31 protein-coding genes and 1 CRISPR repeat array are annotated in these 26,339 nt (G+C 57.7%); of the genes, 27 read left to right on the top strand and 4 right to left on the bottom strand.

What is annotated here, in order from left to right; all coding sequences use genetic code 11:
• Position 1: 1 nt before the first annotated feature.
• Positions 2-220, bottom strand: coding sequence for a hypothetical protein (locus M8N44_RS03470; protein ID WP_205595947.1), 219 nt, complete (start codon positions 218-220; stop codon positions 2-4).
• A gap of 24 nt (positions 221-244) precedes the next feature.
• Here M8N44_RS03470 and M8N44_RS03475 point away from each other — a divergent pair, with 24 nt between their 5' ends.
• The 27 genes from M8N44_RS03475 to M8N44_RS03605 all read left to right on the top strand — a co-directional run bounded on the left by M8N44_RS03475 (position 245) and on the right by M8N44_RS03605 (position 23,746).
• Positions 245-595, top strand: a complete 351-nt coding sequence (locus M8N44_RS03475; protein ID WP_102734040.1) for a helix-turn-helix domain-containing protein — start codon at positions 245-247, stop codon at positions 593-595.
• 196 nt (positions 596-791) lie between these two features.
• Positions 792-1,322, top strand: coding sequence for a DUF4339 domain-containing protein (locus tag M8N44_RS03480; protein WP_102734039.1), 531 nt, complete (start codon positions 792-794; stop codon positions 1,320-1,322).
• A 364-nt stretch (positions 1,323-1,686) separates the two neighbouring features.
• On the top strand, positions 1,687-1,938 hold the full coding sequence (locus tag M8N44_RS03485) for an excisionase family DNA-binding protein (protein ID WP_102734099.1): 252 nt from the start codon (positions 1,687-1,689) through the stop codon (positions 1,936-1,938).
• A 96-nt stretch (positions 1,939-2,034) separates the two neighbouring features.
• Complete coding sequence (locus M8N44_RS03490) at positions 2,035-2,664, top strand: hypothetical protein (RefSeq protein WP_215489908.1); 630 nt, start codon at positions 2,035-2,037, stop codon at positions 2,662-2,664.
• 30 nt (positions 2,665-2,694) lie between these two features.
• Positions 2,695-3,252: an N-acetylmuramoyl-L-alanine amidase gene (locus tag M8N44_RS03495; RefSeq protein WP_215489907.1), complete on the top strand. Its 558-nt coding sequence runs from the start codon at positions 2,695-2,697 to the stop codon at positions 3,250-3,252.
• The gene (locus tag M8N44_RS03500) at positions 3,240-3,572 is read left to right on the top strand and encodes a hypothetical protein (protein WP_215489906.1); all 333 of its coding nucleotides are present in this window, start codon (positions 3,240-3,242) and stop codon (positions 3,570-3,572) included. The genes M8N44_RS03495 and M8N44_RS03500 overlap by 13 nt, the downstream gene beginning before the upstream one ends.
• Positions 3,569-3,826 carry a hypothetical protein gene (locus tag M8N44_RS03505; RefSeq protein ID WP_046434970.1) on the top strand — a complete coding sequence of 86 codons (258 nt, stop codon included), beginning with the start codon at positions 3,569-3,571 and terminating at the stop codon, positions 3,824-3,826. The genes M8N44_RS03500 and M8N44_RS03505 overlap by 4 nt, the downstream gene beginning before the upstream one ends.
• A 76-nt stretch (positions 3,827-3,902) precedes the next feature.
• A complete protein-coding gene (locus M8N44_RS03510; RefSeq protein ID WP_182916208.1) occupies positions 3,903-4,463 on the top strand; it encodes a phage protein Gp27 family protein in 561 nt (186 codons plus the stop codon).
• Complete coding sequence (locus M8N44_RS03515) at positions 4,456-5,385, top strand: terminase large subunit domain-containing protein (protein WP_046434975.1); 930 nt, start codon at positions 4,456-4,458, stop codon at positions 5,383-5,385. The genes M8N44_RS03510 and M8N44_RS03515 overlap by 8 nt, the downstream gene beginning before the upstream one ends.
• Positions 5,382-6,080 (top strand): TraB/GumN family protein, encoded by a 699-nt coding sequence (locus tag M8N44_RS03520; protein ID WP_215489905.1) that lies wholly within the window; start codon positions 5,382-5,384, stop codon positions 6,078-6,080. Before M8N44_RS03515 ends, M8N44_RS03520 begins: the two co-directional genes overlap by 4 nt.
• Complete coding sequence (locus M8N44_RS03525) at positions 6,077-8,221, top strand: phage portal protein family protein (RefSeq protein WP_215489904.1); 2,145 nt, start codon at positions 6,077-6,079, stop codon at positions 8,219-8,221. Before M8N44_RS03520 ends, M8N44_RS03525 begins: the two co-directional genes overlap by 4 nt.
• A 169-nt stretch (positions 8,222-8,390) precedes the next feature.
• Positions 8,391-9,557, top strand: a complete 1,167-nt coding sequence (locus tag M8N44_RS03530; protein ID WP_215489903.1) for a phage protease — start codon at positions 8,391-8,393, stop codon at positions 9,555-9,557.
• 47 nt (positions 9,558-9,604) lie between these two features.
• The gene (locus M8N44_RS03535) at positions 9,605-10,045 is read left to right on the top strand and encodes a hypothetical protein (protein WP_046434984.1); all 441 of its coding nucleotides are present in this window, start codon (positions 9,605-9,607) and stop codon (positions 10,043-10,045) included.
• Positions 10,046-10,076: 31 nt separating this feature from the next.
• Positions 10,077-11,033, top strand: coding sequence for a hypothetical protein (locus tag M8N44_RS03540; protein ID WP_215489902.1), 957 nt, complete (start codon positions 10,077-10,079; stop codon positions 11,031-11,033).
• Between the two features lie 66 nt (positions 11,034-11,099).
• Entirely contained in the window at positions 11,100-11,492 is a 393-nt protein-coding gene (locus tag M8N44_RS03545) for a hypothetical protein (RefSeq protein ID WP_215489901.1), read from the top strand.
• 7 nt (positions 11,493-11,499) lie between these two features.
• Positions 11,500-11,952: a phage protein Gp36 family protein gene (locus tag M8N44_RS03550; protein ID WP_215489900.1), complete on the top strand. Its 453-nt coding sequence runs from the start codon at positions 11,500-11,502 to the stop codon at positions 11,950-11,952.
• A gap of 46 nt (positions 11,953-11,998) precedes the next feature.
• A complete protein-coding gene (locus M8N44_RS03555) occupies positions 11,999-13,324 on the top strand; it encodes a hypothetical protein (protein WP_215489899.1) in 1,326 nt (441 codons plus the stop codon).
• Positions 13,321-13,962 (top strand): hypothetical protein, encoded by a 642-nt coding sequence (locus M8N44_RS03560; protein ID WP_087393289.1) that lies wholly within the window; start codon positions 13,321-13,323, stop codon positions 13,960-13,962. Before M8N44_RS03555 ends, M8N44_RS03560 begins: the two co-directional genes overlap by 4 nt.
• Positions 13,959-14,432, top strand: coding sequence for a hypothetical protein (locus M8N44_RS03565; protein WP_046434997.1), 474 nt, complete (start codon positions 13,959-13,961; stop codon positions 14,430-14,432). Before M8N44_RS03560 ends, M8N44_RS03565 begins: the two co-directional genes overlap by 4 nt.
• 21 nt (positions 14,433-14,453) lie before the next feature.
• Positions 14,454-14,657, top strand: a complete 204-nt coding sequence (locus tag M8N44_RS03570; RefSeq protein WP_215489898.1) for a hypothetical protein — start codon at positions 14,454-14,456, stop codon at positions 14,655-14,657.
• Positions 14,658-14,695: 38 nt separating this feature from the next.
• Positions 14,696-15,283 (top strand): hypothetical protein, encoded by a 588-nt coding sequence (locus M8N44_RS03575; RefSeq protein WP_215489897.1) that lies wholly within the window; start codon positions 14,696-14,698, stop codon positions 15,281-15,283.
• A gap of 60 nt (positions 15,284-15,343) precedes the next feature.
• Complete coding sequence (locus M8N44_RS03580; protein WP_215489896.1) at positions 15,344-17,542, top strand: hypothetical protein; 2,199 nt, start codon at positions 15,344-15,346, stop codon at positions 17,540-17,542.
• A complete protein-coding gene (locus M8N44_RS03585; RefSeq protein WP_215489895.1) occupies positions 17,539-17,943 on the top strand; it encodes a hypothetical protein in 405 nt (134 codons plus the stop codon). Before M8N44_RS03580 ends, M8N44_RS03585 begins: the two co-directional genes overlap by 4 nt.
• 6 nt (positions 17,944-17,949) lie before the next feature.
• Positions 17,950-18,417 (top strand): hypothetical protein, encoded by a 468-nt coding sequence (locus M8N44_RS03590; protein WP_249853002.1) that lies wholly within the window; start codon positions 17,950-17,952, stop codon positions 18,415-18,417.
• Between the two features lie 3 nt (positions 18,418-18,420).
• On the top strand, positions 18,421-20,865 hold the full coding sequence (locus tag M8N44_RS03595) for a coiled-coil domain-containing protein (protein WP_215489893.1): 2,445 nt from the start codon (positions 18,421-18,423) through the stop codon (positions 20,863-20,865).
• Entirely contained in the window at positions 20,862-23,015 is a 2,154-nt protein-coding gene (locus M8N44_RS03600) for a hypothetical protein (protein WP_215489892.1), read from the top strand. The genes M8N44_RS03595 and M8N44_RS03600 overlap by 4 nt, the downstream gene beginning before the upstream one ends.
• 14 nt (positions 23,016-23,029) lie before the next feature.
• A complete protein-coding gene (locus tag M8N44_RS03605) occupies positions 23,030-23,746 on the top strand; it encodes a hypothetical protein (RefSeq protein ID WP_102734019.1) in 717 nt (238 codons plus the stop codon).
• 154 nt (positions 23,747-23,900) lie between these two features.
• Positions 23,901-24,737: a CRISPR direct-repeat array (repeat unit 33 nt; unit sequence GTCGCACTCCGCAAGGAGTGCGTGGATTGAAAC).
• A gap of 102 nt (positions 24,738-24,839) precedes the next feature.
• Here the strand turns inward: M8N44_RS03605 and M8N44_RS03610 are convergent.
• From M8N44_RS03610 to M8N44_RS03620, 3 genes are read right to left on the bottom strand one after another with little or no spacing between them, the layout of a single operon-like run.
• Positions 24,840-25,103 carry a hypothetical protein gene (locus M8N44_RS03610; protein ID WP_022398015.1) on the bottom strand — a complete coding sequence of 88 codons (264 nt, stop codon included), beginning with the start codon at positions 25,101-25,103 and terminating at the stop codon, positions 24,840-24,842.
• Positions 25,100-25,393, bottom strand: coding sequence for a BlaI/MecI/CopY family transcriptional regulator (locus M8N44_RS03615; RefSeq protein ID WP_022398014.1), 294 nt, complete (start codon positions 25,391-25,393; stop codon positions 25,100-25,102). Before M8N44_RS03615 ends, M8N44_RS03610 begins: the two co-directional genes overlap by 4 nt.
• Positions 25,394-25,443: 50 nt before the next feature.
• Entirely contained in the window at positions 25,444-26,064 is a 621-nt protein-coding gene (locus M8N44_RS03620; RefSeq protein WP_022398013.1) for a phage connector family protein, read from the bottom strand.
• Positions 26,065-26,339 lie beyond the last annotated feature (275 nt).

Genomic DNA, 26,339 nt, shown 5'->3' on the forward strand with positions numbered 1-26,339 from the left:
GTTAATGGTGGCGGCGTTTAGGAAGCTTGCTAATCCTGTCCAGCAGAGCTTTACTCTGCCTTATCCCTGTGAGGACGCTGGCCAGGTGCTGGTAACAGACACCTAATTCCGGAGCGGCTGTTCTATAGCTCCAGCCCTTGTCCTTGAGTTCTTGCCGTGCCCTCACCAGATTCCCGGTCAGGGCTTTGGCCTTGTGTTTCTCTTGTGCTCGTGCGAACATACCAATCGGAATATACCGAACCGTATGAACAAGCAAGAAGAAAATATGCAAAACAGTATATTTTCATTGCGACTTCTTGAAGCAATGAAATCAAATGGACTAACACAGAAGGAATTAGCGGATTCAGCAGGAATTACTCAAGCTGCTGTATCAAGGTATTTGAGAGAGGAAAATACTCCAAGAGCATCCGAATTAGGGGCACTCGCAATAGCTCTTGGGGTAAGCATGGATTGGCTTTGGGGACGAAGCGGAAACAAAGAAGAGCAACATGAGCATTATCACGATCTCGAAAATTGGAAGGTGAGAGCCATTAAGTCTGAAGAGAAGCTGAAGATGCTGAAATCAGCCATGCAGGGGTGGCTGAAAAAAATTTAGCAAAAATGTTCGCGGGAGAACAATTAACTTGTTAAAAAGATACGGAACTATGCAAGAATAGTCTTTCTGTAGGATTTTCACCATCATTCAAATGTTGGATACCCGGCAACATATCCGGAGAAAGATAGAGAAGATGGCTGGAACAAGACTAAAGTAAATAATTCCGAAAAGATATAATACACAGTAAAATATTACCATGGACAACACAAAATACTACTATCAATTTAATAGTAAGGCTCGCGGTCCAATCTCCGCAGACAAGATCAAAGCCTTACTGGACTCCGGTCTGATTACCATGGATACCATGGTAGCCAAAGAGGGTGATCAACAATGGACGCCGTTAAACCAGGCAGATATCATTTACTCCCCTAAACAAGCTGAGGAAACTACTCCAGCTGAGGAAGTCAAAAAAAAGAATCCTGTCAGCATGCAACGCCTCATCTACGCTTCTATGGTGTTAATTGCATGCTTGATATTAATCTCCGGAATCAATACATGGCTACTCTGGCAACACAATGTTGTTCTTACAAAAACCGTAAAACCGCAACAATGGGAGTATGATAAAAAATTTATTAGTCTAATCCATGAATACACGGGAAAAGGATCCTTCGTGGATCGTAACAAAGATTCTGACTGGATCAAAGGAGGATGGGAGCCAATCATGATCATTAACAAAGATGGAATGGGATTTGACTGCTTGATGCGTCGCCCCAAACCAGCTCAATAGCATGAAAGTGGCAGCCCAGCACGGAGAATGGGGAAAGCTTTTCAATCCAAATTCGAACAATTGTGCGAATTTCAATTTTGGGCAGCGGGAAGCTAATAAAGTTATGAAGCTTTACCGGGAACCATGATTCCCATTTCAAATTCAGTAAGGAACCAAAAGCGACACATGTGTCGTTTTTGAATATCAGCAAAGGGGGGAGTTATTCATCAAAACGGAAACATGTTTCCGTTTTGATGCCAGGGATGGGAGAAGATGTCTGAAATTCTGTCGCGGGGAATGATCAGGCGAAGGGGAGAGGCGCAAGGGCTTTTGCATGGCCTGAAATGTCGGAACAAGGCTGATGCCCGTGTGTTATATTATGCACATGGACGCAAATATCACTCGCTGGGTGAAGGGGGGAACTTGTGGAGTGACGGAGGCCGCCCGAATCCTTGGTTACAGCCAGGACACCGTGCGCCGGATGATTGAGGACGGCGAATTGATCGGTTGGCGTGCCAGGCGCGGAGGCCGTAAATTTTTGATGTACAGGGCGCAAGTAAAAGATGTCGCATCCAGGGCACAGGCTCAGGCGGTGCAGTATGCGCGGGACATGCAGCAACTGACGCTGCCCCTTTAATTTTGCCGCAAATGCCGCAAATACAGCTTTTGCGGCAAACGCCGCATTTGCCGCAAACGCCGCAGCGCCATCCGGGAAATGGGCTAAACTGCCCACATGAACGACGCGCAAAAACAAGATTTTGGAGCTGCTACGGATAGTGGAACGCATGACGGACAAACCCTCACGTTGGGAAACGTCGGGGTGAGCGAGCCGAAGGCGAACAAATCAAACGCCGGGGCAGCTGCCACGCAGCAAACGGCAAAGAATAATACGCCTTGGTATTTGAGCCGGACATTTTGGATCAACGCTGCCGCCCTGGCCTCTTTATTGGTGCCGGCAGTGAGGGATTGGCTTGAATCCAACCCTGTGGAATTTACAGCCGCTCTTGGGGCGGTCAACGTATTGCTCCGGTTTGTGACCGTGGGCAAATATCAATTTGCGGAGCCGACCGGTGATCAGGATGGAGGCGTTGACGAGTCAGCGCCGAGAGCGTCCAACACGTCCGGCGCCGGCGGCTCCGCCCTCCTGCTGATGATCGGCATGTCCCTGGTCATGACGACCTGGGCTTGCAGCAGCGCGGATAAGCAGACCGCCGCCAGCGTGGCTCTTACGGATGGCCAGGTGGTGGTCATCCGTGGCGGCTCGTCCCTGGTGGTGGACCGTGACAATCACAGCGTTTCCTGGTCCCAGTCCACCCCGGACGTGGTTGTGGTGCCGCCCGTGGTGCAGGCAACGGGTAAATGATAGCAGGCCTTTAGTCTTTAACAGGTAAATATGATGAAAGTAGCACTGGACATAGGGCATTGCTCCACGGGCGACCAGGGCGCAGTGAGCCACGACGGCCTGGCAGAGCATCCTTTTTGGGCGCAGTACACGCCGGCAATCGTCCGAGAACTGGAAAAGCTGGGGCACCAGGTGCGCGTCTTCCGCCGCGAGGATTACAGCCGCAGCATCAAGAATGAATGCGTAGCCATCAACGCCTGGGGAGCCGATGTAGCCGTGAGCCTGCATCTCAACTCCGCCGACAGCCCAGCCTGTAAGGGGGGGCATGAAGTGGTGCACTACGACGGCAGCAAGAAAGGCATTGCCCTGGCCAAAGCGATAGACGCGCAATTTGACCTGATTGCGGAGCTGGCCGACCGCAACATACGGACGCCTTATGCCAACCGTGGCGACGTGTTTTTACAGGGCACCGTGTGCCCGGCGGTGATTGTGGAAGGGGCGTTTTTGTCCGTGGATTCCGATGTGGAATTCTTGCATGAAAAGGGTGAGGTACTGGCTCAGGCCGTTGCTCACGGCATCCATGCTTACGCAGTGCAATGTGGGGCGTAATTGCAGAGGCGGCGGCCACCATGGACGCCGGATCGGTGGGCCAGATGCTGGCCTACTTAATGGGAGCCGGCGTGATCGGCGGGGGTGGGTACGCGATGGGCAAAGCGCGTAAGTCACCCCAGCAATCAGAGGATGCCCAACGCGTTTATCTGGAAGATAAATTCGCCACCCGTGAAGAAGTTGCCGAAATCAAGCAACAACACCGGGCGGAGGTGTCCGACCTCCACGCTCGCCTAACCGGCATCACGGTCAAGCTCAATGAGATGTACGGACAGCAAAACATGATGATTGAAATTCTTAAATCACGGAAATCACTATGAACCAACATGCCAAGGTTAAAATCGCCATCCTGCGCAGTCTCAAGCGGATGCCCAAGACCTACACGATGCGCGACGAAGCATTGCGCGCGGAGGTCTGTCTGGACGTGCAGCCGCGCCCCACGCTGCTGGAACTGGAAGACGCTCTTACGGACCTGGAACAATCTTCCTGCATTATCGGCACCCGCAACGAGCTGACCGGGGAACGCAAGTGGATGATCACGGATGCCGGAATACTACAGCTTGGACAGATATGACCATCCCGGACGCCATTGTTACCATTGCTTCCATGGCCTTTAGCTTAACCGCTTTATATTTATTCATTAAATACCGATGAAGAAACTCCGTCAGGACAGCGTAGCCGCCAATCTGCCGCCCTACCTCCGGGATGCGGTGGACGAGATGTTTTTCTCCGGCACGACTTACAAGGCCGTGCAGGAACGGGTGGCGGAAGACGGCATCACCTGGAGCCTGACGAGCATCGCGCAGTATTACCACAACCACGTCCAGCCGCTGATGGCGACACGCCGCAAGGACATAGCCGCCAAGCTCAACAAGATGGACGCCTCCGACCTGGACGAGGCTACCTTGCAGGCGGTGCGCTCCACGGTGTTTGACCTGGCAACCTCACCAGGCAGCGACCCCAAAACCCTGAAAACTCTGTTCGGCATCGTGCAGAGTTACGCCAAGGGAAAGATGGAATCCACCCGCCTGCAACTGGACATCGACAAATGGCAGACGATGGCCGCCCAGGCTCTGCTGGACAAGGCGCTTTCGCCGGAGGTCCAGGCAATCGTCAATGGCGAGGGCAGTGACGCCCAGAAGGTGGCCATGCTGCGTCCGCTGCTGTTTGGCAAGGCACAAACAATCACACCGGAATTTATCAATGGATAAAGGCAACTCCCAGCCCCTGATCAATCTGCTTACCTTCCAGGAAGTGGCCTTTTGGCTGCGGCTGCGCACCATGTTTTTTTTGTGGGCTCGGCAGCGCGGCAAGTCCTACCTTATTGCTGCCAAGGCGATAGACCGCATGCTGGAACGTGCCGGACGGAGTTGTTATTTTGTCAGCGCATCCATCGCCACGGGCAAGGAAATCGTGGAAAAGGAGGCCCAAATCTGGCACGACGCGCTGGCCAAACTGCGGGCAAAACAGGAAGCCCTGGGCAAGGAACTGGGCGGCAATGTGGTGGACAAGCGTTCTCACAAGCTGCTGGCCGTGGATGATCTGGCGGAACTGATGGACAAGCAGACGGCCCAGGTGCGCATCTACCATACGCGCACCTCTTACAGCCGCACCAAGATTCTGGCCCCCAACCCGGACACGGCGCGCGGCTGGACCGGAGATGTGTTTGGGGATGAAGTCGGGTTCTGGCCAGACTTCCGGGCGGTCCTGGACGCTGTGGAGCCGATCATCTCCCGCAACCCTGATTTTCTGATGTGGATGTTCACGACGCCGCCGGAGGACGACAAGCATTTCACCTATGATTTTCTCAACCCCGGCCCGTTGGAATTCACGCCCAACGCCCAGGGGAATTTTTACAAGACGGAGGCCGGCTATCCGGTCCACCGTGTGGACATTTTTGACAGCGAGCTGGCGGGACTGTCCCTGTTCGATCCGCTCTCCGGCAAGCCGGTGGCGTTTGAAGAATACCGCGCCCACGCCATGGACAAGGCATCTGCCGATCGCAACTATGCGCTCAAGTTTGTTCAGGGCGGGCAATCCGCCGTGCAGCTGGCGTGGCTCAACAACGCCATGTACAAGGGAGCGCAGTGCTGCACGGGCATTGATCTTAGCAAGGAGGTACTGGCAGCATGAGCAACTATGAGACATTGATACCGTCCACATGGGCGGAACACTTGAAAGGCGGCAAGGTATGCCTGGGCCTGGATGTGGCGTCCACCATTGAGGACAAGTCCAACCCGAGCTCGCTGACAGTGATGGAGCAATGGGAAGGCGTCTATTATGAACGGCTGGTTGTGCGATGGAAGACGGAAGACCTGGACGTGATGGAATCCATCATCCGGCACGTACTCAAACCCATCGCCAAATCATATCGCAAGGCCTTGGTGGTCGATAAATCCAATGAAAAATTTGCGGCTAACAAACTGCGACAAAGACTGTCCGGCGAAATTCGCGTAATCGGATTTGCTGGGAACAACAATGTCATCTACGAGGGAGAAAAGACCGACGCCAAAACGGCCATGGGGTCCGCGTACTGTGGCGCGTTGGAAGATGGCCTGATCGCCATGCCCTCCGGCAAATGGCTGAGGGATGATCATCGGCTGGTCAAGCGCAACGGGGCCAAGTTTGAGTGCAAGCCGGACAAGGACGGCAACCATGCCGACACGTTTGACAGCGGCAAGCTGGCCTACTGGGGATTTATCGGCAAAAGCTTTGTAGTAGTTCCCCCGGAACCGGGACGGCGCGACGTGAACAACGCCTACTCAGAGGCGGCTGTCCAGGCAACCCTGGCCAATAACATCAACCTAGATGAAAGACCGTTTGCATGAGCCGGAACAATAAATTCAGAAAGGGAGGAACTCTGGGCAATCTCACGCTGACACCAGCACAGGCTGCCCGCCTGAAAAGCGACAGCAAGCCGGTGGTATTTACCGAGCAGGACTTGCGCGACATCCTGGGCGACCAATCCCGGCATCTGTCCTATACGCCTCCCCTAGACTTTTTGAACATTTCCACCGTGCGCTCCTGTATGAATGAAGCCCTGCGCGGAGCGTACGCACAAGTACAGTGGATATGGGAACAGCTGGAACCGGCTGATGCCGTGCTGGCCAGTTGCGTGGAAAAGAGGGACACCGCCCTGAAAAAGCTACCCTGGCGCATTGTCAAAAAGAAAGGACTGAGTGATCTGGAAGATGCCATTGCGGACGCCCAACTCAGAACGGCCAAGGACTTTTGCAATGCCATATCCAACATGGATGAAGCAATCGCTGCATTCGGACAGGCATCTTTCAGGCATTTCCGCCGGTTGCAAATGGTGGAGACTTCCCGTGAATTTATCCTGCAAGTTACCGATAACTGGAATTGGAGCCGTGACGGCTATGGCGGCCCTTGGCAATGGAACCCACGCGCGACGTTTGGGACAGCGCGGGCGGAAGAGGTACCCGTGCCGGAATGGTCCATCCTGACGCGGCTCTGCCCGCGTCCCATTGACCAGGTGGCCATGATGCTGTGCCTGGACCGCAAGAACGCCAAGGCACAGTGGATGACCTGCAACGGACGTTACGGCACGCCGCCGTTTTTTGTGATCATGCCGGAAGGAACGGATGAAGACACCAAGACGCTTTATCTGAAAATGGCCATGCAGTGCATCAGTAACAGCTGCGGCACACTGCCTCCCGGTGCTGATGTCAAGGCCGTGAGCGTACCGGCCAGCACGCCGGACATGTTTCTCAAACTGATCGACCTGTCCACCCAGGAACTGGTGCTGCGCTCCACCAACGGCCAGATGACCATGCTGACCGCTCCTGGGGCAGGCACCAACACGGAAACCGGCTCAACGCACGAAGACGGCTTTGACGATTTGGCTGCGGCCGAAGGCAAGGACATTGCCGGCGTCCTCAACCGGGGTATGGTGCGGCCCATCATCGAACAATGGCACCCCGGCCAGGAAATTTACGTGGAACTGGAAATCAAGCACCCGGAAGCGGACGACACGGTGGCCAGCGTCACCAACATATCCCAGCTGGCCGGAGCAGGCTACCGAACTCCCGACGACCAGGTGCAGGAATTGACCGGGTACAACGTCACCACCCAGGCCATGCCGGGAGCCGACGGGCTGGGCTTGCAATCTCCCCTGCTGCGGGAGATGCACACCCGTTATGCGCCAACCATGCTGTGGCCGGCAGCGCGTGAAGCGTTTGACCAGTCCTGCATGCGAAAAGACTGCAACAGCCGCACCCAGGAACCGGCATTGAGCAAGGATGAACTCGATACCCTGCGCCGTATGGCGGAGGTGCCGGGAATAGGAGAAGTGGCCAAATTGGCGGAAACGCTACAGGACCCCTTAAAAGCCGCCATGGACACCGAGATGCAAAACGGCCCGCAAGAGCCGGGAACCCCCGTTGCAACCCCGTTGCAAATCGCAAATTTGGAGGATGACGACGAAAGGAAGGACACCAACGGGAAGATGAGCCGGTCGGAAGCGGCCAGACACGCCGCCAGAGTGCGCTGGGGGCAGGAAGGAAGAACCGGCCGGAACCGTGGCGTCGGGCGTGAAGGGGAAACCAGATCCGGCAGGAGCAACACGCCATTGAAAGCCGGCCAAAATGCCACAGTCACCGAAAAAGTGGATGCGGTGGAAAAGGCTATCCGGAAGACGGCGGCCAAAGGAGGCCGCGTGCAGGGCGTGGCAAAAATCGGAAGCAGCAGCCTGACGGTGGAACATGGCAGCCCCGGTCAAGGGAAGAAAGGCACCAAAGGGCACGGCAGCAGCCACGCCGCCGCCAAACACTTTGCTGACCCGCAGGACACAGATGCCAGGAAAGCGGCCAGGGCAGCCGTTGTGGGTAAGAAGTCGAAGGATGCCAAGAGCGGAAACGTTCGCTCAGAACATCAGGGAACCAACACCGTGCTGGGACAAACCGGGAAAAAGAGAGCCATCAAGATGATCACGGCCCACAAAAAGAAATAGAAAAGCCCCGGTCAGGAACCGAGGCCACAGTCAGGTGATACGGGGCCGCTCCCAACCCCCAATCTACGGAAGGAGCCCCACTGGTTGACGCTGACAGGCTTCCTCCCGGTGCACGACCGGACATTCACCTTAACAAGCAAGACCCAAATAACAAGAGCGAATTTGAGACATGAAAGTAATACCGTTTAATGACGCGCCCCATGCGCCCTATGAACTGGGGAAAGTGCCGGCTGCCGGATGGTTTGCGGTGGAGCCAACCTGCGAGTGGACGCCCAAAATGCAGGATGAACTGCGGCGAGCCCTGAACGATCCTTCCGACACGGTATACCAGGCCCGGCTGGATGCCCAGGGATTGATGATCCTGGAAGACAATTTTTCCCTGGAAGATACCGACGGGCGCGGTCTGCCCACTTCCGAGCAGCACAAATTTGAAAAGGCGTTCGGCTGGGTGAAGGCGCTGCACGCGGAAGGGGATATGCTCTGGGCCTGGATTGAATGGACGCCCAGGGGACACCAGGCCGTGAATGAAGGGGAATATGTGTTCTTCAGCACGGAATACGATTACCCGGATTTTGAAGTGATTGACAACCGCGTGGTGGCTCCGGTCCGGCTGGCCGGCCTGAGCGTAACCAACTACCCCAACCACAAGGGACAACTCCCGATGACCAATTCTCGCAAACAAGCAAACCGAGATAACCAACAAGACAAAGACATGAAACCGACCAACAAGACCCGCACGGCCATCACCAAGCCGAAGCGCGACAAGAACAGCGAGCTGGACCAGACGCCGGATGAACCGACCGAGGAAAAGACGCCTCCCACCCCTCCGGCCCAGGAGGACAACAAACCCGCCGACATGAATTCGGACACTGACCCGGATGACCCGGAAAAGGACACCAACGACGACGGAAGCGCTGCCGTAAACATCCTGATGCAACTCGCGGAAGAGATGGACCTGGACGAATCCGCCAACGCAGAGGACGTGCTGGCCGCCGTCCAAGGCCTCAAGTCCAAGGTGGAGGAACTGACCGCCGCTCTGGCTGCCGCCAACGCATCCGGAGGGCCGGACACCAACAGCCGCAAACGGCGTTACCCGAACCTGGCTCCCCTGCGCGACGTCAACACGCGGATGCAGGGCCAGAAACCCAACCGGGATGTGAGCGTGCGCATCAACGGAATGAGGCGCGACGTGAACACCCAGGAGAAAGCCATGACGGACTACTGCCAGGGCCGCGTGGATAAGGAAGAACACAAGCTGGGGCGTCAACTCAACTCCGCCGAATATGCCCGCGTCTGGCGCGATGCCCGCCAGGACTACCAGGACGGCCTGCGCTAAGGCATCCGGCAACAACCAACACACCAACATACGAAAGGAAACCAACCATGATCGTCTATGACAAGCCGGTGCTGCGCCGGCAATACACGGAGGAAGCCAGCAAGCAGGGCCACCTCCATGAAGGCAAATTTGCCTCCATCAATGCTGCCGGGGAAATCGCCCTGGAAGACAACGACACAATGCCCCATGGCGTGATCAGCGAGCCGGACGGCCAGCTGCGCTCCATGCTGGGCAATCGGACCGGGGCATCCATCATCCTGTGGTCCAGCCAGTCCATCGTGCAGGCCCAGCTGGGCACAGACCCCGGCACCATCAAGATGAACACCCCGCTCAAGCGTAACGCTGACGGTACCGTTTCCGCATCCTCGGAAACTGCCGGCGACCTGATTGTGGGTTACGCTGTTCAGGACGTGGCCACCACCAAGGCCGGGCAGCTGATCAACGTGATCATGTGCAAGCCCTACAAAGTGGAGGCAGCCTCCGAATAACATCATTATTAACTTTTAACCATTAACTGATATGAGCACAAATTACACTTACTGTTACTCGTTGCACCAGATGGTGGTGGGCTGGTTCCGCCGTTCTCCGGTCAATCCATTGTCCTTTATCGCGCCGTCCGTGAAGGTGGACGGAGACAGCGGGACGTATGACTATTTTCCCCAGGGATATGCGTTCCGTCGCGTGGACACCTCGCGCGGACGCCATCAATCCGCCCGCAGCCTGGACCTGGTTTGCACACCACGTCCATTTGCCCTGGAGGACCACAGTCTGCGCATCGGCATCGACGATCAGGATTTGCATTTGTCCAGGGAAGAACTGGACGCCCGCCGCTCCGAAGTGGCCGCCCTTAAAGCGGAGGCCAGGACGGGAACGCTTCTGGGCGTCTGGCAAAGGTCCATGATTGCCGACGGGTTTGACCATTTCCGCAGCCAGGTTCAGGCGCGTTCCGGCGTGGGCAACTGGTCGTCTTCCTCCGCCGATCCAATGAAGGAACTCAAGGACGAGATTGACCGCATGGAAACCCAGGCCGGCATCAAGCCCAACCGCATTCTGATTCCGAGCAAGAAGTGGGATGTGCTGGGGGCCTCCCCCGCCATCCTGGATGCCATCACCTACAACAGCGCCAGGGAACTGACCGTTGACTTGTTCAAGCAACTGCTGGGCGTCCATGCCGCCGACGATCTCCAGGTAATGGTGGCCAATGTCTCCGTTGGCAAGGATGAAGCAGGACCATCCGTGGAGTTTGAAGGAACCAACTTGCTGGGTGACGACGTATGGCTGACCTATGCCCAGGAGGGAATGGCCGTCGGGGACTTCTCCGGCCTCAAGGTGCTGAGCGCCGGCGGCGACGCCTACGCGGAAAACGTAGAAAGCTACTACGAGCGCGGCATCCATACCACCTGGTACGAAATCAATATGAAGCATACGTACGCCGTAACGGCTCCGCCCTGCGTGAGCCGCCTGACGATCAGCTGATCATGGCCTCCCGCTTCCGTTGCGGAAGCGGGAGGCAAAGACTAACAACAACTAAAAGACCAAATCATGATGACAAAACTTAATACCAGCAAGACCAAAACATCCGCCCCCATGGCTGAACCCCAGGGCGACAACACCAAACCGGCAGACGGAGAACCCACCGACCCCAACATGACCAAGCAAGAATATGACGCCTTGACCGGCACGGCATCCCAAGAAGAGGATCCTCCTAAAACGGAAAACAGAGAAATTAAAGGACAGGAACCTGTATCATCCGCCGCCACCTTGCGAACAGCTGAACCTTCCCGCGTGGAAATTGCCGCGACTATTGCCTCCGGCCTGGTGGCTCACGGACGCTATGCAGCACTGCTGCGCGACGAGCGCATGATCCGCGAGCTGGCGCTCAACTCCCTGCGGGTGGCCGATGCCCTGATCTCCGCCGCTAACCCCCAAGCCTGACCGCTTCATGAAAGCCTGGATCAAGCTGACGACGGATGACCTGGCCCTGGTATTCAACGCCAAGGAATTGGCCGTTGTGGCACCGTCCGGCCCGGACTCCGCCAATCCCTGGACGCTGGACACCCTGGACGACGTGACAGCCATGGTCAGGGAATCCATCGCCAGCAATCCGGCCAACGCGCTGGACGATGACCAGGCAACCATACCGCGCACGCTGCGCGCTGCCGCGATGGACATTGCGGCGGTGCGCCTGCTCAAGCGTTTCAGCATGGCCATCACCGACGAGCGGCGCAAGGCGGCGGATGATGCCGCCGCACTGCTGGCCTCCATTGCCAGGGCGGAACGCAAGGTGATGGGGCCGGACGGCAAGGTGCATGTGCCCGCATCGCACAAGCCTGCCATTATCGCCCCGTCTCCGGCCTACGGCAACGACGGCACAGGCTGGTACCCGGAGCCATGATCGAGGCATCATGGCAGTTAATAGTGAATAGTTATCAGGTAATAGCATGCCCGCTCCCGGTCAGTTTATCCTTAACAAGCAAGTCATCCCGTCCGAGCTGCGCAGCCGGGAATGGGAAGCTGCGCGCGTGGATTACTGGCGTATGGAGCGGGCCTTTGTGATGGCGGGCAAGGTGCGATTTGAGGATGCCCAGGCTTGCCGGAATGCTGCGGCTGCTCTGGCCAACGGGAAAGTGTCTCTGATTGAAGCGCGCCGGGCGGTCCGGGAAGAACTGGAACGCGCCGGCTACCGTCCCACGCCGGGAACCACCGGAACGATTAAAGACATCTACACCCCGCGCCGCCTGGATGTAACCTTGAAAACCAATGTCAACATGGCGCGCGGCTATGCGGAAAAGAACCGGCTCACGGGCAATGCCATGTACCCGGCAAGCGAGCTGCACCGCAACCGTCAATCCCGCGAGCCCAGGGACTGGCAAATGCGCTGGAACGAGGCGGCCGCCTCCGTCAACTACGAAGGTGTAGCCAGGGATGGATCTTTCATTGCTCTGAATGATTCCCCCATTTGGGCGGCGCTGTCCCGGTGGCGGACGCCTTACCCGCCTTTTGACTACGGCAGCGGCATGTGGTGGCGTCCGGTGAAATGGCGTGTTGCCGAGCAAAAGGGCCTGGTAACGGACGAAGATATGGAACGCATCGAATCCCAGCGGCCGGAGTCGTTCAACCATGATGTTGCCTTGGACGCCAATGTCCGGGATGAAGACTTGGGCGCAGCCCTGGCCGAACAGATGAAGGGCATTGCAGAATGGGACGGTTCCTCCCTGCGCCTGGTGGACCGCAACGGCACACGTCCCTATGATGCCGGAGAGATTGGCCGGGTGATCACCACCCAACCACGCGAGGACGTGCCGGCATCTCTGCGCACCAACTACCAGGCCGACGCCCTGGATGAATTTTTAAGCAACCCCGACGGCTTCCGGGCCGATGCGCCAGAGAACCGCGCGGGACTGGATATGATTGAAGACGTGGCGCGCCTGTTTGGCCGGATTCTTCCGGACGCAGCCCCGGAACTGGAAACGTCCCTCACGCTGACAGCGCAGGATCTGGCAGCCCTGCAATCCGGCGTTTATCGCGTGCCGCTCACGGTGGCGGCGTTGCCGGCTGTGCCCGTCGGGAGTGCGCCCCCTGCCTCCGGCAACGTGCGCCTGGTGGTGCAAGGCGGTAGCAGCGCTAGGCGCATTGACTTGGCGGCGGCTGCCATCGGCCGCCAGGTGGCGCCCGGCAGCCGGGTATTGTTGGGCGGTACGGCGTACCGCGTCACCGGCATCGACACGGCCACCAGGCCGGCAACCATCACTGTGCGCGAATTATGATCAGTCTGAATGTGACCATCACGGGCGGCATTGCTTTGAAACTTGGGCGCAAAGAACAGGCCCAGGTGAATGAAGCCATTGCCCTGGACCTTCAGGACAATCTGCGCACCCGCTTTGAGGATCGCGGCGGCCGGTCTTTTTGGGCGGACGCTGCCCGCGCCACCGTCGTGGAACCGGACGGCAATGACCGGCTGGCCGTGCGTGTGTACAAGCGCGGCGTCCGGCACCAGTGGCTTGGCTCTATTAAGGCCCTGGGCGGTCCGCTGCGCGCCAGCGGCCGACCGTCCGAAGTGACGGGAGAACCGACCAAAAATCTGGCCATCCCGACAGAGTATGCCCCGTATGGGTTGAGCATCCAGCAGGCAGGGCTGGGGGGAAGCCTGGTGTTTGTGCCTTGCAAGGGGCCTGCAACGGGGGTGCTGGTTGGCGGCAAAGACGTTCCCATCACGAGGGGACCGCGCAAGGGACAGACCCGGCGTGTGGCAGATCCGCAAAGCCCGATTTTCTACATCCTGATGCGGGAGGTCACCATACCGGAACACCCGGATGTGATGCCCGATGAAGACGAAGTGCGCAGCGTGGCCGAGGAAGCCGTACATGATGCCCTGGATTTTTTAAGCAGAAAGAAGAAATCATGAAGAAAGCGCCCAGTTACCTTTATGCCCGCAAACTGATGGGACATTTACAGGGGGACACAGATCTTGCCCCGCTGGTGATGCCGGGCCTGTTTGACCGCGTGAGCCAGTGTGACCTGCTCCTGATGACGGCCAATTCCCAGTATTGCTGCGTGGCCGTCACACCGGGCGATCCAACCAACACGGACCAGGCGCAGCGCACGCGCACCACACGGATGGATTGCCCGATGGTAGTCGGCATCTACATGCAGCAGGAATCCCTGTTGCCGCCAGGGTATGAATCCGTGGATGAATATCTGGCCGACGTCGCGGCTACCATTATTGCGCGTGTCCAGAACTGGATGCGTGATGAAGAGGACAACCAGGAAGAACCGGTCGTTATTGGCGTAACGCCGCTGGATTTGAGCAAGCTGGAAAAAATCAAGAACCTGGTAGGCAAGGCCGTCGTGCTGGCTCCGAGACTTTTTTATTAACCCTGAACCATAAATTAAACCATGGCAAAAGCAGAAACCAAACAGGAACAGGCCCCGGCAGCAGCCGTGGGGGAAGCAACGCGGGAACCCGCCGTCAAGGTGCGCATCCTCAAGACGGGAACCGAGATTGACGGCTGGCGCTTTGCCGCCGGCGCGCTGGTGACGGTAACGGCCAAACAGGCTGCCGCTCTGGAAGCCGACAAGGCCGCCAGGCGCGTGTATTAACATCAGGCTCAACTATTAAAGAAGAAAGACTAAACATCATGAGTGAAGCAACAAGACGAGTGAACTACCTGATTGGCGGCATGCCGATCAGGATTGCCAAATTTGGAACCACGGACGGCAGCAAGACAGTGGGCGCGGACGCATGTCCGGCAATCCCCACCTCCGAAGCTCCCGGCCCCTGGCTGTACCTGGGCAAAATCAAGAGCGGCCAGGTGGAGCAGGTCAAGAAGAACGTCCAGATTGAGGGCGTGAATGACGCCACCGGCATGTATGAGACGGAGGATGTAACTATGGTGCAGCAGTACAAACTTAAATTCACCACGCAGTACATTGCGCCGGAAGTGATTCAACTTGCCTTTGGCGTGGCTGATGAACTGGCGGACAATCAGGAAGCCGTGCCGTTTGTGTCTAACGGAGAAATCAAGGTTTGGCTATATGGCCGCCTGACGGATCACGCCGAAAACGGCAAGGAACTGATGGAGTGGTGCGTCATGGGGAGATTGCGGCTGACGAATACTCCGAATTTCGCATCCGACCCGGCAACCGCTGAATGGGAATTGAGCATTGAATACAGCCCGTTGCAAAAGCTGACGCCCAAGGCATTGGCATCTCCGGCGACGGCCTGATGAAAACCCGGAGCGGCGGGGGCAGGCAGCCTCCGCCCTCCGCAACCCTAATCACGAGACATGGAACTGGTAATTGATGGCAGAACAATGGCGCTCCGCTGGCCCTCCGGGGTGCCGGTGACGGATGTGTCCCTGGTGCTGGGCGATACGGTGCCGGTGCGCATCCGTGTGGAGCATGCCCTGGATAATTGCACACCGGCGCTGGCGGTCAAGCAGACGATAGGCAGCCCTGACCTGATCATGACCGTGACCGGGTTTGTCCGTGAAGATGACTGGCAGACGGCTGACTGGGTGGTCAATACGGCGCCGCTCCAGGAGGCGCTTGACAGTGCGGACAGCGTGGCCCTGGTGGCCGAGGTGGTGCTGGTGGCCCCTGATGGAGCGCAACACACGTCTCGCCCGATCCGGGTGACGGTGCGCCGGGACATCCTGCCGGCAAATTATGCGCCGCCCGCAGAGGTGCTTGCCGACTGGTCCGAACTGGTAGCCGACGCCCTGACCGCACAACTGCCGGACGCGCTCAAGGAGGCGGGCGTGGAATTGGCCGCGGCAACCGGGCAATCCACCTTGTCCAGCGGGGACGCCGCCGACACCTGGACCATCGTCGGAGGCTACGCGATGACCTGGGGAGACGAGATACTGGCGGGGCATCTGCCCGACAGCTGCCGCCTGACGAGTATTTCCACCGTGTATTTTTTCGAGAATCCGGCCGCTAATCAATATTGCCTGCGGATTTGGCGGCTGACGGACGGCGCTTACAGCCTGATTGGCACCTCCGCCTATGTGTCCAACCTGTCCAGCGGCCAGACGGCCACGTGGGTATTTACGCCGGGCATTCCCCTGACGCGCGGGGATGTCATTATCATCCAGGTGTGTGAGGGGACCGAGATAACGCCCTACGCACTGGGCATGCACGCCGTCCTGACCCCTTCCGTCCCCGGACGCGGTTTGATCACGGAGGTGTCCAACCCGCCCACCGTGAATGGTACGATGGCTCCCTTGATGACCGTGGTGGTGGACTATGACGACGGCATCACCCTGGGAGGGATGGAGCTGGCCACCGCGCGGCAACTGGATAGCCTGGGGCGGGATGTGCGCCAATCTTCCGCGACCGCCGAGGCTGCGGCGCGGACGGCTGGCCAATCCGCCACCACCGCGTCCACGGCTGCCGATAATGCCGCAACATCTGCCACCAGCGCGGCCAACTCCGCCACAGAAGCCCAGCAGGCCCTTGAGGCCATACCGCAGGTGGATGCATCCGGCAACATGACGCTGGCCGGAGGTCTGACGGCGGCGGGGGCTATTAACGCCAATGGCGGCATCAACATTCCGCTTGCCGTGGGGGCAGTAACGGACACGACGGCGGTTAATCGCTTTTATACGTTAGGATTGGCCGGTGCTGTATCAGCGTTGGTTCAGCCTATATACCTTAATTCCAGTTCGATCACAGTCGCGGGTTCCATTTCTAAATCTTCCAACGGTACTCTTGCCGGGTTGACGCAGCGTTTTTCGGTGGGCGCAGCTTCTGCCGGGTCCAATGCGTACGGGTCAGCGGTTATTCCCCTGATAGGGCCTAACGGTCAATTTAATTACAGTTCCGTGTGCGGATTTTCCCTTGCGGTCAACGCGACAGCCTTCGCTAAATTTACTTTTGGCATAGGCCGCGGCTCAAAAACCAACAGAACCGGGTTGACGATGGATTCTTATTCTATGATTCCGGGGAACGAGCTGGCCGTCAACCATGGGGAAATCATCGATGTTACCATCAATACGCCTTACGATACTGTCCGCAAGGGGTATGAAATCAGAGTAAGGGAAATCTTTTATGTATCGTCCGTTGGACACTGGCAGGTGAAGACGACAACCGTATTTCTTCCGGTAGGCCATAATGAGCTGATGCCAAACGGGCTGAACAGGCTTATTTACATGCAGAGAGGGCTGCCGAGTACAGCAGTGCGGGAGGAAAAGGCGGCTCTTTATATGGAGCTGGGAGGCGGCAGTACCAATACCCTGTTCAAGATAGCTTCTCTCCGCGGCTTCATCGCTTTCGAGGCAGGAACAGGCGTAAGCACCCTGATTATCGACGCGCGCAATGAGAAAACATATGCCCTTTCAGCCGACGCGGGCACAGGCACCAGGCACCTTTATTCCAATGGATTGACCAATCCAACCTATCACGCATTGGAAGCAATGGCCATTAACGCCATTGAATCCGAGGAAACGGCGGATTTTGAAGATATTAACGTACCTATAGAATGAACAACGCAGAAATACAAATTCAGTTTCCGCAGCCCGGCGAATGGCAGGAGTTCACCCTGATGCCCATTTATCAGGACAAGGGCGGTTATAGACCTCCGGCGCGCTATACGCAGGACGAAATTCCAGCGGATCAGGCCCTGGCCATGGAGGCCGTAGTTGCCGCGCTGGTGGGCATGGGTGAGGACTGGCAGGCGGTGCAGGTGTGGGCGCGGCTGAAAGAGTTTTACGCTCCGGAGGAGGATGACCCCATGCGGACGGCGGAAACCGTAGATTTGACCGTTGAGGCCGTCAATCCGCAGGGCGGGCGCAGGGTGTTTACTTCCCGCGACTACCCGGCTTTTGTGATCACGGAATCCGCCGCCGTGGCGTTTTTCAGGTTTTTCACGACCAGCAATCTTTGACTGATTATGGACGCCTATCGTTCGCAAGATACAGTGATCTACCGCCCAATCGGAGACGATGCCCCGGAGGCGGTGGCCTTGTGCAGTTACGGGGATGTGATGCCGTCCCTGGTAACTGTGTTTCCCTCCGTCCAGGTGCAGCGCGAGGCCGTGATCGGCAGCCGCTGGATGCACCAGGCGGCACGCGGCAATGCCGGGTTGCAGATGTCTTTTTCCCTGGCGCGGGCTTTCAGCACTTACGCCGCCGCCAGGGCATGGGGATTGGACATAGCGGAATTGCTGGCGCTGTACCCGGAGGGCATGGTCACCTGGATGACCGCCTATCATGCCGGCATCCCGCAGCGCACGCGGGAATACCACGCCACCCTTGACCATGTGCAGCCTTTGCCGCCGACCAATGATCAACGATATGGGGCCGCAGCGTTTTGGGGGGTGCTGGAAATTCAACTTTTTTTAACAGGAGACATTGATTGACCTATGGATTATGACGTAAGCATCAGCATCGGGACCACGGCCAACCTGGGAGACCTGACCAAAGCCAACAAGGCGGTGCAGGATTTGGCCAAGGCTGCCAAGCAGGTGCCGGATAGTTTACTTTCCGGAGGCGTGGGCGGTACCGCTGCCCCGGCTTATACCGGGGCAGCCACCGGAGGCGGCATGACCTGGCGGCTGGAGGGAGCGGCCGAGCTGACCGGGGCCATTAAGCAGGTGGACAAGACGATCGGCACCGCCGCCCAAGGGTTAAAGACAAATTCTTCCTGGCTATCCCGCAGCATCAATACCATGACGGCGTTGCCCGGCAAGCTTAGGGGATGGGTTGACCAGCAGATGAACGACTGGCGCAAATTTGATGGAGGGCTGCAAAACCTCAAAAATGTTGCCCAGCTTGGTCGTGAATGGTGGGACTATGGCTGGAAAGCCGGTCAAATGTTGTCCGATGCGTTTGGTGTGGGCGTGAATAAAATCCAGTCCCATATGACTACGGCCTTGGATGCGGCCAAGACCAAAATGGCCGCTTGGCAGGCTTCTCTTTCTGAAACTCTCTCCCGCCAGAAAGAGGAAAAATGGCTGAAGAAGGAAGAAGCCGGCGTCAAGCAGATCAATGCGGCCTATGAAGCCCGCAGGAAAGTGATTGAAGACCTGGACCGCAAGGCCCAGGCGCGGCTGGATTTGCAGAACAAGCTGTTGCAGATCGAAACCGAGAAGAACCGCAGCATCATCCGGCAGCGGCAACTCAGAGGGGACATTTCCGATGCCCAGGCACGCGACGAACTGGCCAAGCTGGACGCCAAGGATGCCGAAGACCGCCGCCGCATGGAACAGCAGCAGGCGGAACAAGCCCTCAAGACCGCCCAGCAGCTGGCCGAAGCTAAGGAAGAACAGGCGCGCCGTCTCCGGGAATTCCAGCGGATGCCAAATAAGGCCGATGTGGAAAACTTAAGCAAGGAAGATTTGTTCGGGCAAGTGGATGATCTCAAGACAGCAGAAGCCGCCCTCCGGGAATGGCAACGTATAGCGCAACGCAAAGCAGAGCTTGAAAAAGAGCTATCTAAATCCAATGGTAACATGATCATGGCGGCTGCGTTGCCCGTGGTCAACACGTCATTGATCGCCGCCCTGCATCAGAAAAAAGCTCAGGACGAAGAAAGCCTCAAGTCTGTGCTGACCGAACAACAGACCATAGCCGGACAGTACGGCATGCAGGGGAAGGATTTTGGACAGGTAGCAGCCCTGCTGGCCAGGCGAGCCCAAGAGGCCCGCGCCACCCTGGACAAGTCCATGGATCTGATCAAGGGCACGGGGCTGGTGGGAGATTTGCGCGGCAAGTCCGGGGATGCGGTTTATCTGGAATACGCACGAGTGCTGGATGTAGTGAAGAATTTCTTAACGCATAATGTAACGGATATAGAAACCGCTCTCAAGGAATCCGCCGCCGCCCAGGAAGACGTTGACCGGGCCACGGAACGCCTGCGTGATTTGCTGGCTCTGCACGCCGCCCAGCGCGCGGCCGAGGCCCAGGTAACCGCCGAAACGGACAAGACTAACGCCCGGCAGGACGACCGGCAGCATGCGGCGACATTGGCCGGCGGCATGGCGGATCGTCTGGCCAGGGCCGCCGAGGCCCGGCACAAGGAGGCCGAACGGCAATCCAAAACCGCCGAGGATGCCAAAACGCGGCTGGGGTATGCGGTGGACAGCCTGAACCGCTATGCGGAAAAGTACGAGGACAAGCCGATGGCCGGACAAATTGAGCGGATCTTACAGGCCATTACCAAGCTACAGGGGAAACCCGTCAACGAACGGACCAAAGAAGAAGAGCAGGAATTAGTCAGTCTGCGGAAACTGATTGCCCTGATAAAAGACACGGGAAAATATGACGGTGTAGTTAAGGCGGCAACCGCGGCCCTGGATAACATGGATGCTGCGCTGGCGGCGGAGAAAAAACGGAAGGAAGCAGAAGCCAGGGCCAAAACCCTGGAAGAACGATCCCGCAAATTGGCCGATCTGGACGGACAGATGGACCGTAAGAATAAGGAGGTTCTCACCCTGGATGACTGGCTGGACAAAGAACGCGGACGGATCACCGGGCGCATGGGCGAGCTGGGGCGCTCGGACATGTCCGGGCGCCTCCCGGAAGTGGAGGCGCTGGTGCGCAAGGTTTTGTCCGACCAGAGCGACGGCGGCAAGGGAATTTCACGCCGTGAATCCGGCGAACTCGCCAGGATGCTGCGGCAGATGGAAGCCATTTCCCCCCGTGACAGCACGCCGGAACTGGAAGCGGCTATGTCCCTGATCCGGGACATGCTGACCAGCTACAGAACTACGTCGGCCAACCAGGCCAGGACCCTAGCGGAACTCAACAAGCTGCGCCAGGAAGTGGCCCGCATCAAGAGTCAATCACAATTCGGCCCACGCAGATGAAGACTGTTGAACTTACGGACAAGGCCCTGGAAGACGCGTCTTACAGCTGGCAGAATTTTACTCCGATGTGCGTTTCCTGGCGGCAGATAATCCGCCACAATGATGAGCCGCCCCCCTATGACTACAAAGAGCCGGCGCGCATTGTCTGGAACGGCTCCACCATCATGGAAGGAACGGTCAGGCGTTGCCGACCTTCCTTTTCCGGCAACAGCTGGGCATGGCAAATAGATGTGCATGACATCCTCAAACCGCTGGAAGGGACGCTTTGCTTTAACGCCTCCGGCAGCCTGAAAGGCGCTCTGTATGCCGCTGTGGAGGGCGGCAGCGGTGCGGATGCTCCGCGCAAAGTGTCTATTGCCGGGACGCTGAACCGCATCCTGAAAGATGCCCGCAAGCATGGATTGCTGGGGGCGGAGGTAGGAATTCAGGTGGACGTTTCCCCCGCGGCCTGGGTGTGGAACACGGCCCTGGCATGCGATACTTACGCGGGCGTGTTGCGCAAGCTGCTGGGGGCACGCCCCGGCATGGTGTGCTGGGTTGATTATTCCGGTTCTTCTCCCGTGATCAGGGTTGCGGATGGTGCCGCCCTTCCTGCGGTCACGCTGGATCGCGCCGGGGATTTGCTGACGGCCATCGATTTGGACCCGCGCCATGACCTGGTTCCCCCTGCGGTGGGCGTGGTGCTGACGGCCGGGCACATGGCCCGTCAATCCCAGGTTTGGCCGCGCGGGGCCTCCCTGCGCCAGGAGGGATGCGTAACCGTGCAGCTGGCCATGCCCGGAACCACACCGGAAACGGAAGACGAACCGCCCAGCTCCGAATCTCCCATCTGGTCTTTCTTAAAGCCCGAGATACTGGTGCTTGGAGACAAGCTGCCCACCGGACCTGATGACGCGGCCGAGTGGTGGCAGGGGAAAGTTCCCAAGCTGGCGGAAGTTCCGGGGGCGCGTTTCGGGGCTGTGAAGAAAACTGTTCTGAAAAACAAGGCCAGCGACGCCAGCAATTACAGCACGGCGGAAAGCGCCCAGGTTTATGAGTTGTTCAAAGGGGATTTGTCTCCGGCATGCAAACTGATCAAGTGGTGTTATGTATCACTGACGCAGGAAGTTTATATCACGGTGCCGCCCCGTCCGGGGTTTGAATTGCTTTTTGGCAAGCAGAAGATCGTGAACGGCCAGAAACGCTGGTACAGCAAACTGACATGGAGGGGGCGCACGGTCAACACTCCCAGGCGTTGGTACAGGGCCGACAAGTCCGGGACAACGGGGCCGGAAGATGGTTCCTCAATACCGGATAAGCCGGACACAGGGGAAACAGAGCAGGAATGGCCGGATTATACCGGCGTCCTGCGGGATTATTATGAGATTACCCGGCAGCTTCCCTGGGAGGGGACGTTGCAGTCCTTGCGGGCCTTGTCTCCTGCCGGGTTGGTAGGCCGTCAATTATCCATTACAGGCGGCCGCACGGAATGGGTGGATATGTCCACCGTGGTGCAAGGTGTAAGCGTGGATTTGGCCGGCAGCCGCACGTCTGTCAACACAGGGGTGCCGGCGCATTTATCGTTGCAGGATATGATGGACCGCGCCAAGTCCCTGCAATCCGGACAGAATGATCTGGATCAGGATGACCAGCAGGACAACCCGGTCCAGACTCTCCAATATGACGATGATGCCCGTAAATCTCCGGAGGCTCCCACTTTTGGGCCGGAAGGGGAAGTTGTCTGGACCGAGGCGCCCGACCGTCCAGCGGGTTTTGGGTTCCAGGTTGTCCTGGATTGGGATGACGATAATACCACCGTCACCGGCTATCGGCTGCGGCCGGGCCTGCTGCTGCTCAACGGGACGACGTTCTGCAACGCCGCCCCGGAACCTACCGAGGGAGACTGGTACAAGGGGGCCGTCACCAGCGGGGAAATTTGGCTCAATGTGCGGTTCAACGGCAAAGGAAAGTACCAGGGCAGCACGGTAGCGTATTCACAAGGGCCTGTTAATCCCCTACGCCTCCAACCGGAGGAACCGGATGGGGAAGAGTTTTATTACTCCTTCCACCTGGCCACGATCACCCCTGACCATGAAGTCATCCAGTATGAACTGGGTTCCATCCAGATTCCCGTTCATGGCGGTTCCAATTATCCCTACGGCCCGGCCTAAAATATAGAACAACGATGATCAGAATTACCATTTTAACTTTTAGTCGTGATGCGGCGCTGTCCCTGGCGGCGTTGCGTTGCGTGCGCCGGCGTTTGCCGGATGCCGCCGTGACGGTGGCCGATGATGGGCACGATCCGGTCACAGCAGAGGTGGCCGCCCAAATGCAAGCCCTGGGCGCCAGGTATGTGCAGACGGATTTTCCGCGGCGCGGCAACCTCAACGGCAGTTCCTGCGTGCGTGGCATCCTGGAAACATTGCTGGACGGCACAGCCGATGACGATGTTGCCATCAAGCTGGATGCCGACACGGTATTGCGTTCTGACGGACCTGTGCGCCGGATGCTGGCAGCGGGCGCGGAAGGGTTCGGCAGCTGCTGCGACGGACGGATCATGTGCGGCCTGTGCTACGGGTTCACGGGTGCCGCGTTGCGCCGGATGCTGGCGGTTCTGGACCGGCTGCCCATTGGGAGTGACGATCCGGAGGATATAGCAACGGGACGCCTGGCCATGGCCGCAGGGGTTCCTCTTCACATTGAGCGTCCCTGGTCGGCATCACGACCGGAGGGACGCTGGGCGGCCTACCGCTGGCCAACGATGCCGGCAGTAGCCAAATATGACCGGCTGGACGTGGTGACGCTGGGCACTCTTCACATGCCCCGGCAGCAGATGGACGCAGCAGAGTTCATCCGCGTATTTGACGAGTTGGCCGCCAGGAACGTGATCGGGGAGTAGGGGGGGCCAGTTCAAGCCGTTTTCAAGGGAGGGGCAACCAGGTTGCAATGGGGATGCAACGGGGTGGCGTTCAAAGGTGAATTCGCCATCTTTCTGTCAATTTTCACCATATTCGCCGTCACGTTACATCAGATGCTGGTTGATGTAGGCCCTAGTCGCACTCCGCAAGGAGTGCGTGGATTGAAACGTCCCGGTAGCTGTAGTAGGCACTGGCACTGGCCGTCGCACTCCGCAAGGAGTGCGTGGATTGAAACTATCTCGCAAATATCATTATCTGATAAACACAACCGTCGCACTCCGCAAGGAGTGCGTGGATTGAAACCTGAATCCCATCTCAAAATTGGTAATGACATCGTGTCGCACTCCGCAAGGAGTGCGTGGATTGAAACGGATTTACGCTATCCAAGTAATGATGAAGCACTTGTCGCACTCCGCAAGGAGTGCGTGGATTGAAACATTAAAGTATTCGACGATATGCCTCAAAGCTGGAGTCGCACTCCGCAAGGAGTGCGTGGATTGAAACATACCATTCGGCGGGATAAAGCGTTAAGTGCGCTGTCGCACTCCGCAAGGAGTGCGTGGATTGAAACTTTGAACATTTCACACGGCCTTAATTCGCATCCAGTCGCACTCCGCAAGGAGTGCGTGGATTGAAACCCCACTATGGGCGTGGTAAGGGAAAACGCGGTCCGTCGCACTCCGCAAGGAGTGCGTGGATTGAAACCGTAGTTGTATTCCCACGCGTAGAATTGAGCGGGTCGCACTCCGCAAGGAGTGCGTGGATTGAAACTTCACCGTCTTGACGGCAAACACCCCAGCCAGTTGTCGCACTCCGCAAGGAGTGCGTGGATTGAAACGGTATCATGGTCACAGGTCAGGTGCAGGACAACGGTCGCACTCCGCAAGGAGTGCGTGGATTGAAACTCGTTGAGATTATCCAAAGCTATAGCAGACAAATGTCGCACTCCGCAAGGAATGCGTGGATTGAAACATCGGAAAGGCTTGCTATGTCCGGATTTGCGTAACTCTTCCTAAAAATGAAAAGCTCTCCAGGCTTGTTTGGTCTGGAGAGCTTTTTTTCGGGTTTCGTTGTTTATTTTTCAGCCGGGGGCTGCCGGTTCAGATCGAGTTCTGCGGGAGGGAGGGACTGGAGCAGGGTCAGAATGGGGTCCTGCGGTGCGGCGCCCGCTTCCCGCTGGCGTTTGAATTCCTCCTCTTCCTGCTGGAGGGCCGCCAGTTTGGTATCTTCCACCAGCGCCTTGAATTTGTCCGCCTGGGAGTATTCTCCATCCGTATCCCGGAAGACGCGGGCCAGCCAGCGGCGTTTTTCTTCCGTGCTGAGCAGGGGCTCTTTCATGGGCTGGGGAGGGTGTTTTTATCCAGCAGGTTTCCTGCAAGCTGTTCCCCATCCGCGGTGGGGCGGTAGACGTAAGGGCGGCTGTCCCCGAAGCGGTTGATGTATCCCTGTGCAATGAGGTCCTGCAGGATGTTGGTAACGGTATTGGGATGCAAGCGCGTGGCTTCCGTAATGGTACTGTGGCGCCTGTATCCGGCAATGACGGCCAGGATGACCTGGGCGCTGCTGAGGCGGAAGTCCAGCCTGCGGACGTTGGAGGCGAATATCTGTATGAAGTCCAGGGCTTTCATGAGCTTGTATTCACAAGTTGTTGTTATGTTGCTGCCTTGTTATTCTCCTGTTATTCACATTCCTCCGGGCAGGCGGGCGACTTGATTTTCCTCAGCAGGTCCAGCAGGGGGTGGGAGTCGTTGGAGAAGCTCTGCACCGCATTGACGGTTGCCGCCTGCGGGAGAATGATTTTATGGAATTCCTGGTGAAGATTCTGGCGAAGGCTTTGGTTGCCCGTCAGGGGCATGGCCAGCTTTTCTGCCAGGCGGGTAGCCAGCGCGTCCATGAAGAGGGGATCGAATTGTTCGGCGTCTTCAATGTCGGCTATGTAGCTCATGGGCAGCGGCGCGCGGGAGGCGTGGATGCGCCTTCCCTGCATTTTCCATTCCGTGCATTCCACATCCAGCACGCGCAGGCAGTCCGCAGGCAGGGTGAATTGATAGGGTGTCAGGGAGTTGGGCGCCTGAGCGGAGACGGAGTCCAGCGTGGTTTGCGTGGTGGCGAAGGTCCAGCGCGCCATGCAGAGGGTTTCCCTCCGTGCCGGGTGGTAATGAAGAACGCAGAGACGGGATGCCGTGGATTCATTGGCAATCAGCGCGTCCAGCGGAGCCTCCCCTATTTTGGAGAGTGCCGCGTTGCAGATGTCCAGCGCGGAGGGAGTGTCCGGCTGAAGTAAGGATTCATTGATCATAACGCCACATGTTTGGCGGAAACGGATGCGGAATGCATCACGTTTGGGAACACCCTCTTTGATGCCACCGGTGGCACGTATGCGCCCGGTTTTTCCCCGGATGCATTTTCCTCCAATTCATCTATTTGATAAATGCATGCACCTTCCCGGGCAATTCCGGGCAGGTGAGGAGACCGCCCTTTTCCTCCGCGGGGAGCGAACGTTCCCGCCGCATGGATCGTCCGTGCGGCAGGCGTGGAAGGGGCCATCAGTATAAACCATGCATAGAAAGTAAA

The organism is Akkermansia massiliensis (assembly GCF_023516715.1).
Taxonomy (GTDB): Bacteria; Verrucomicrobiota; Verrucomicrobiia; order Verrucomicrobiales; family Akkermansiaceae; genus Akkermansia; species Akkermansia massiliensis.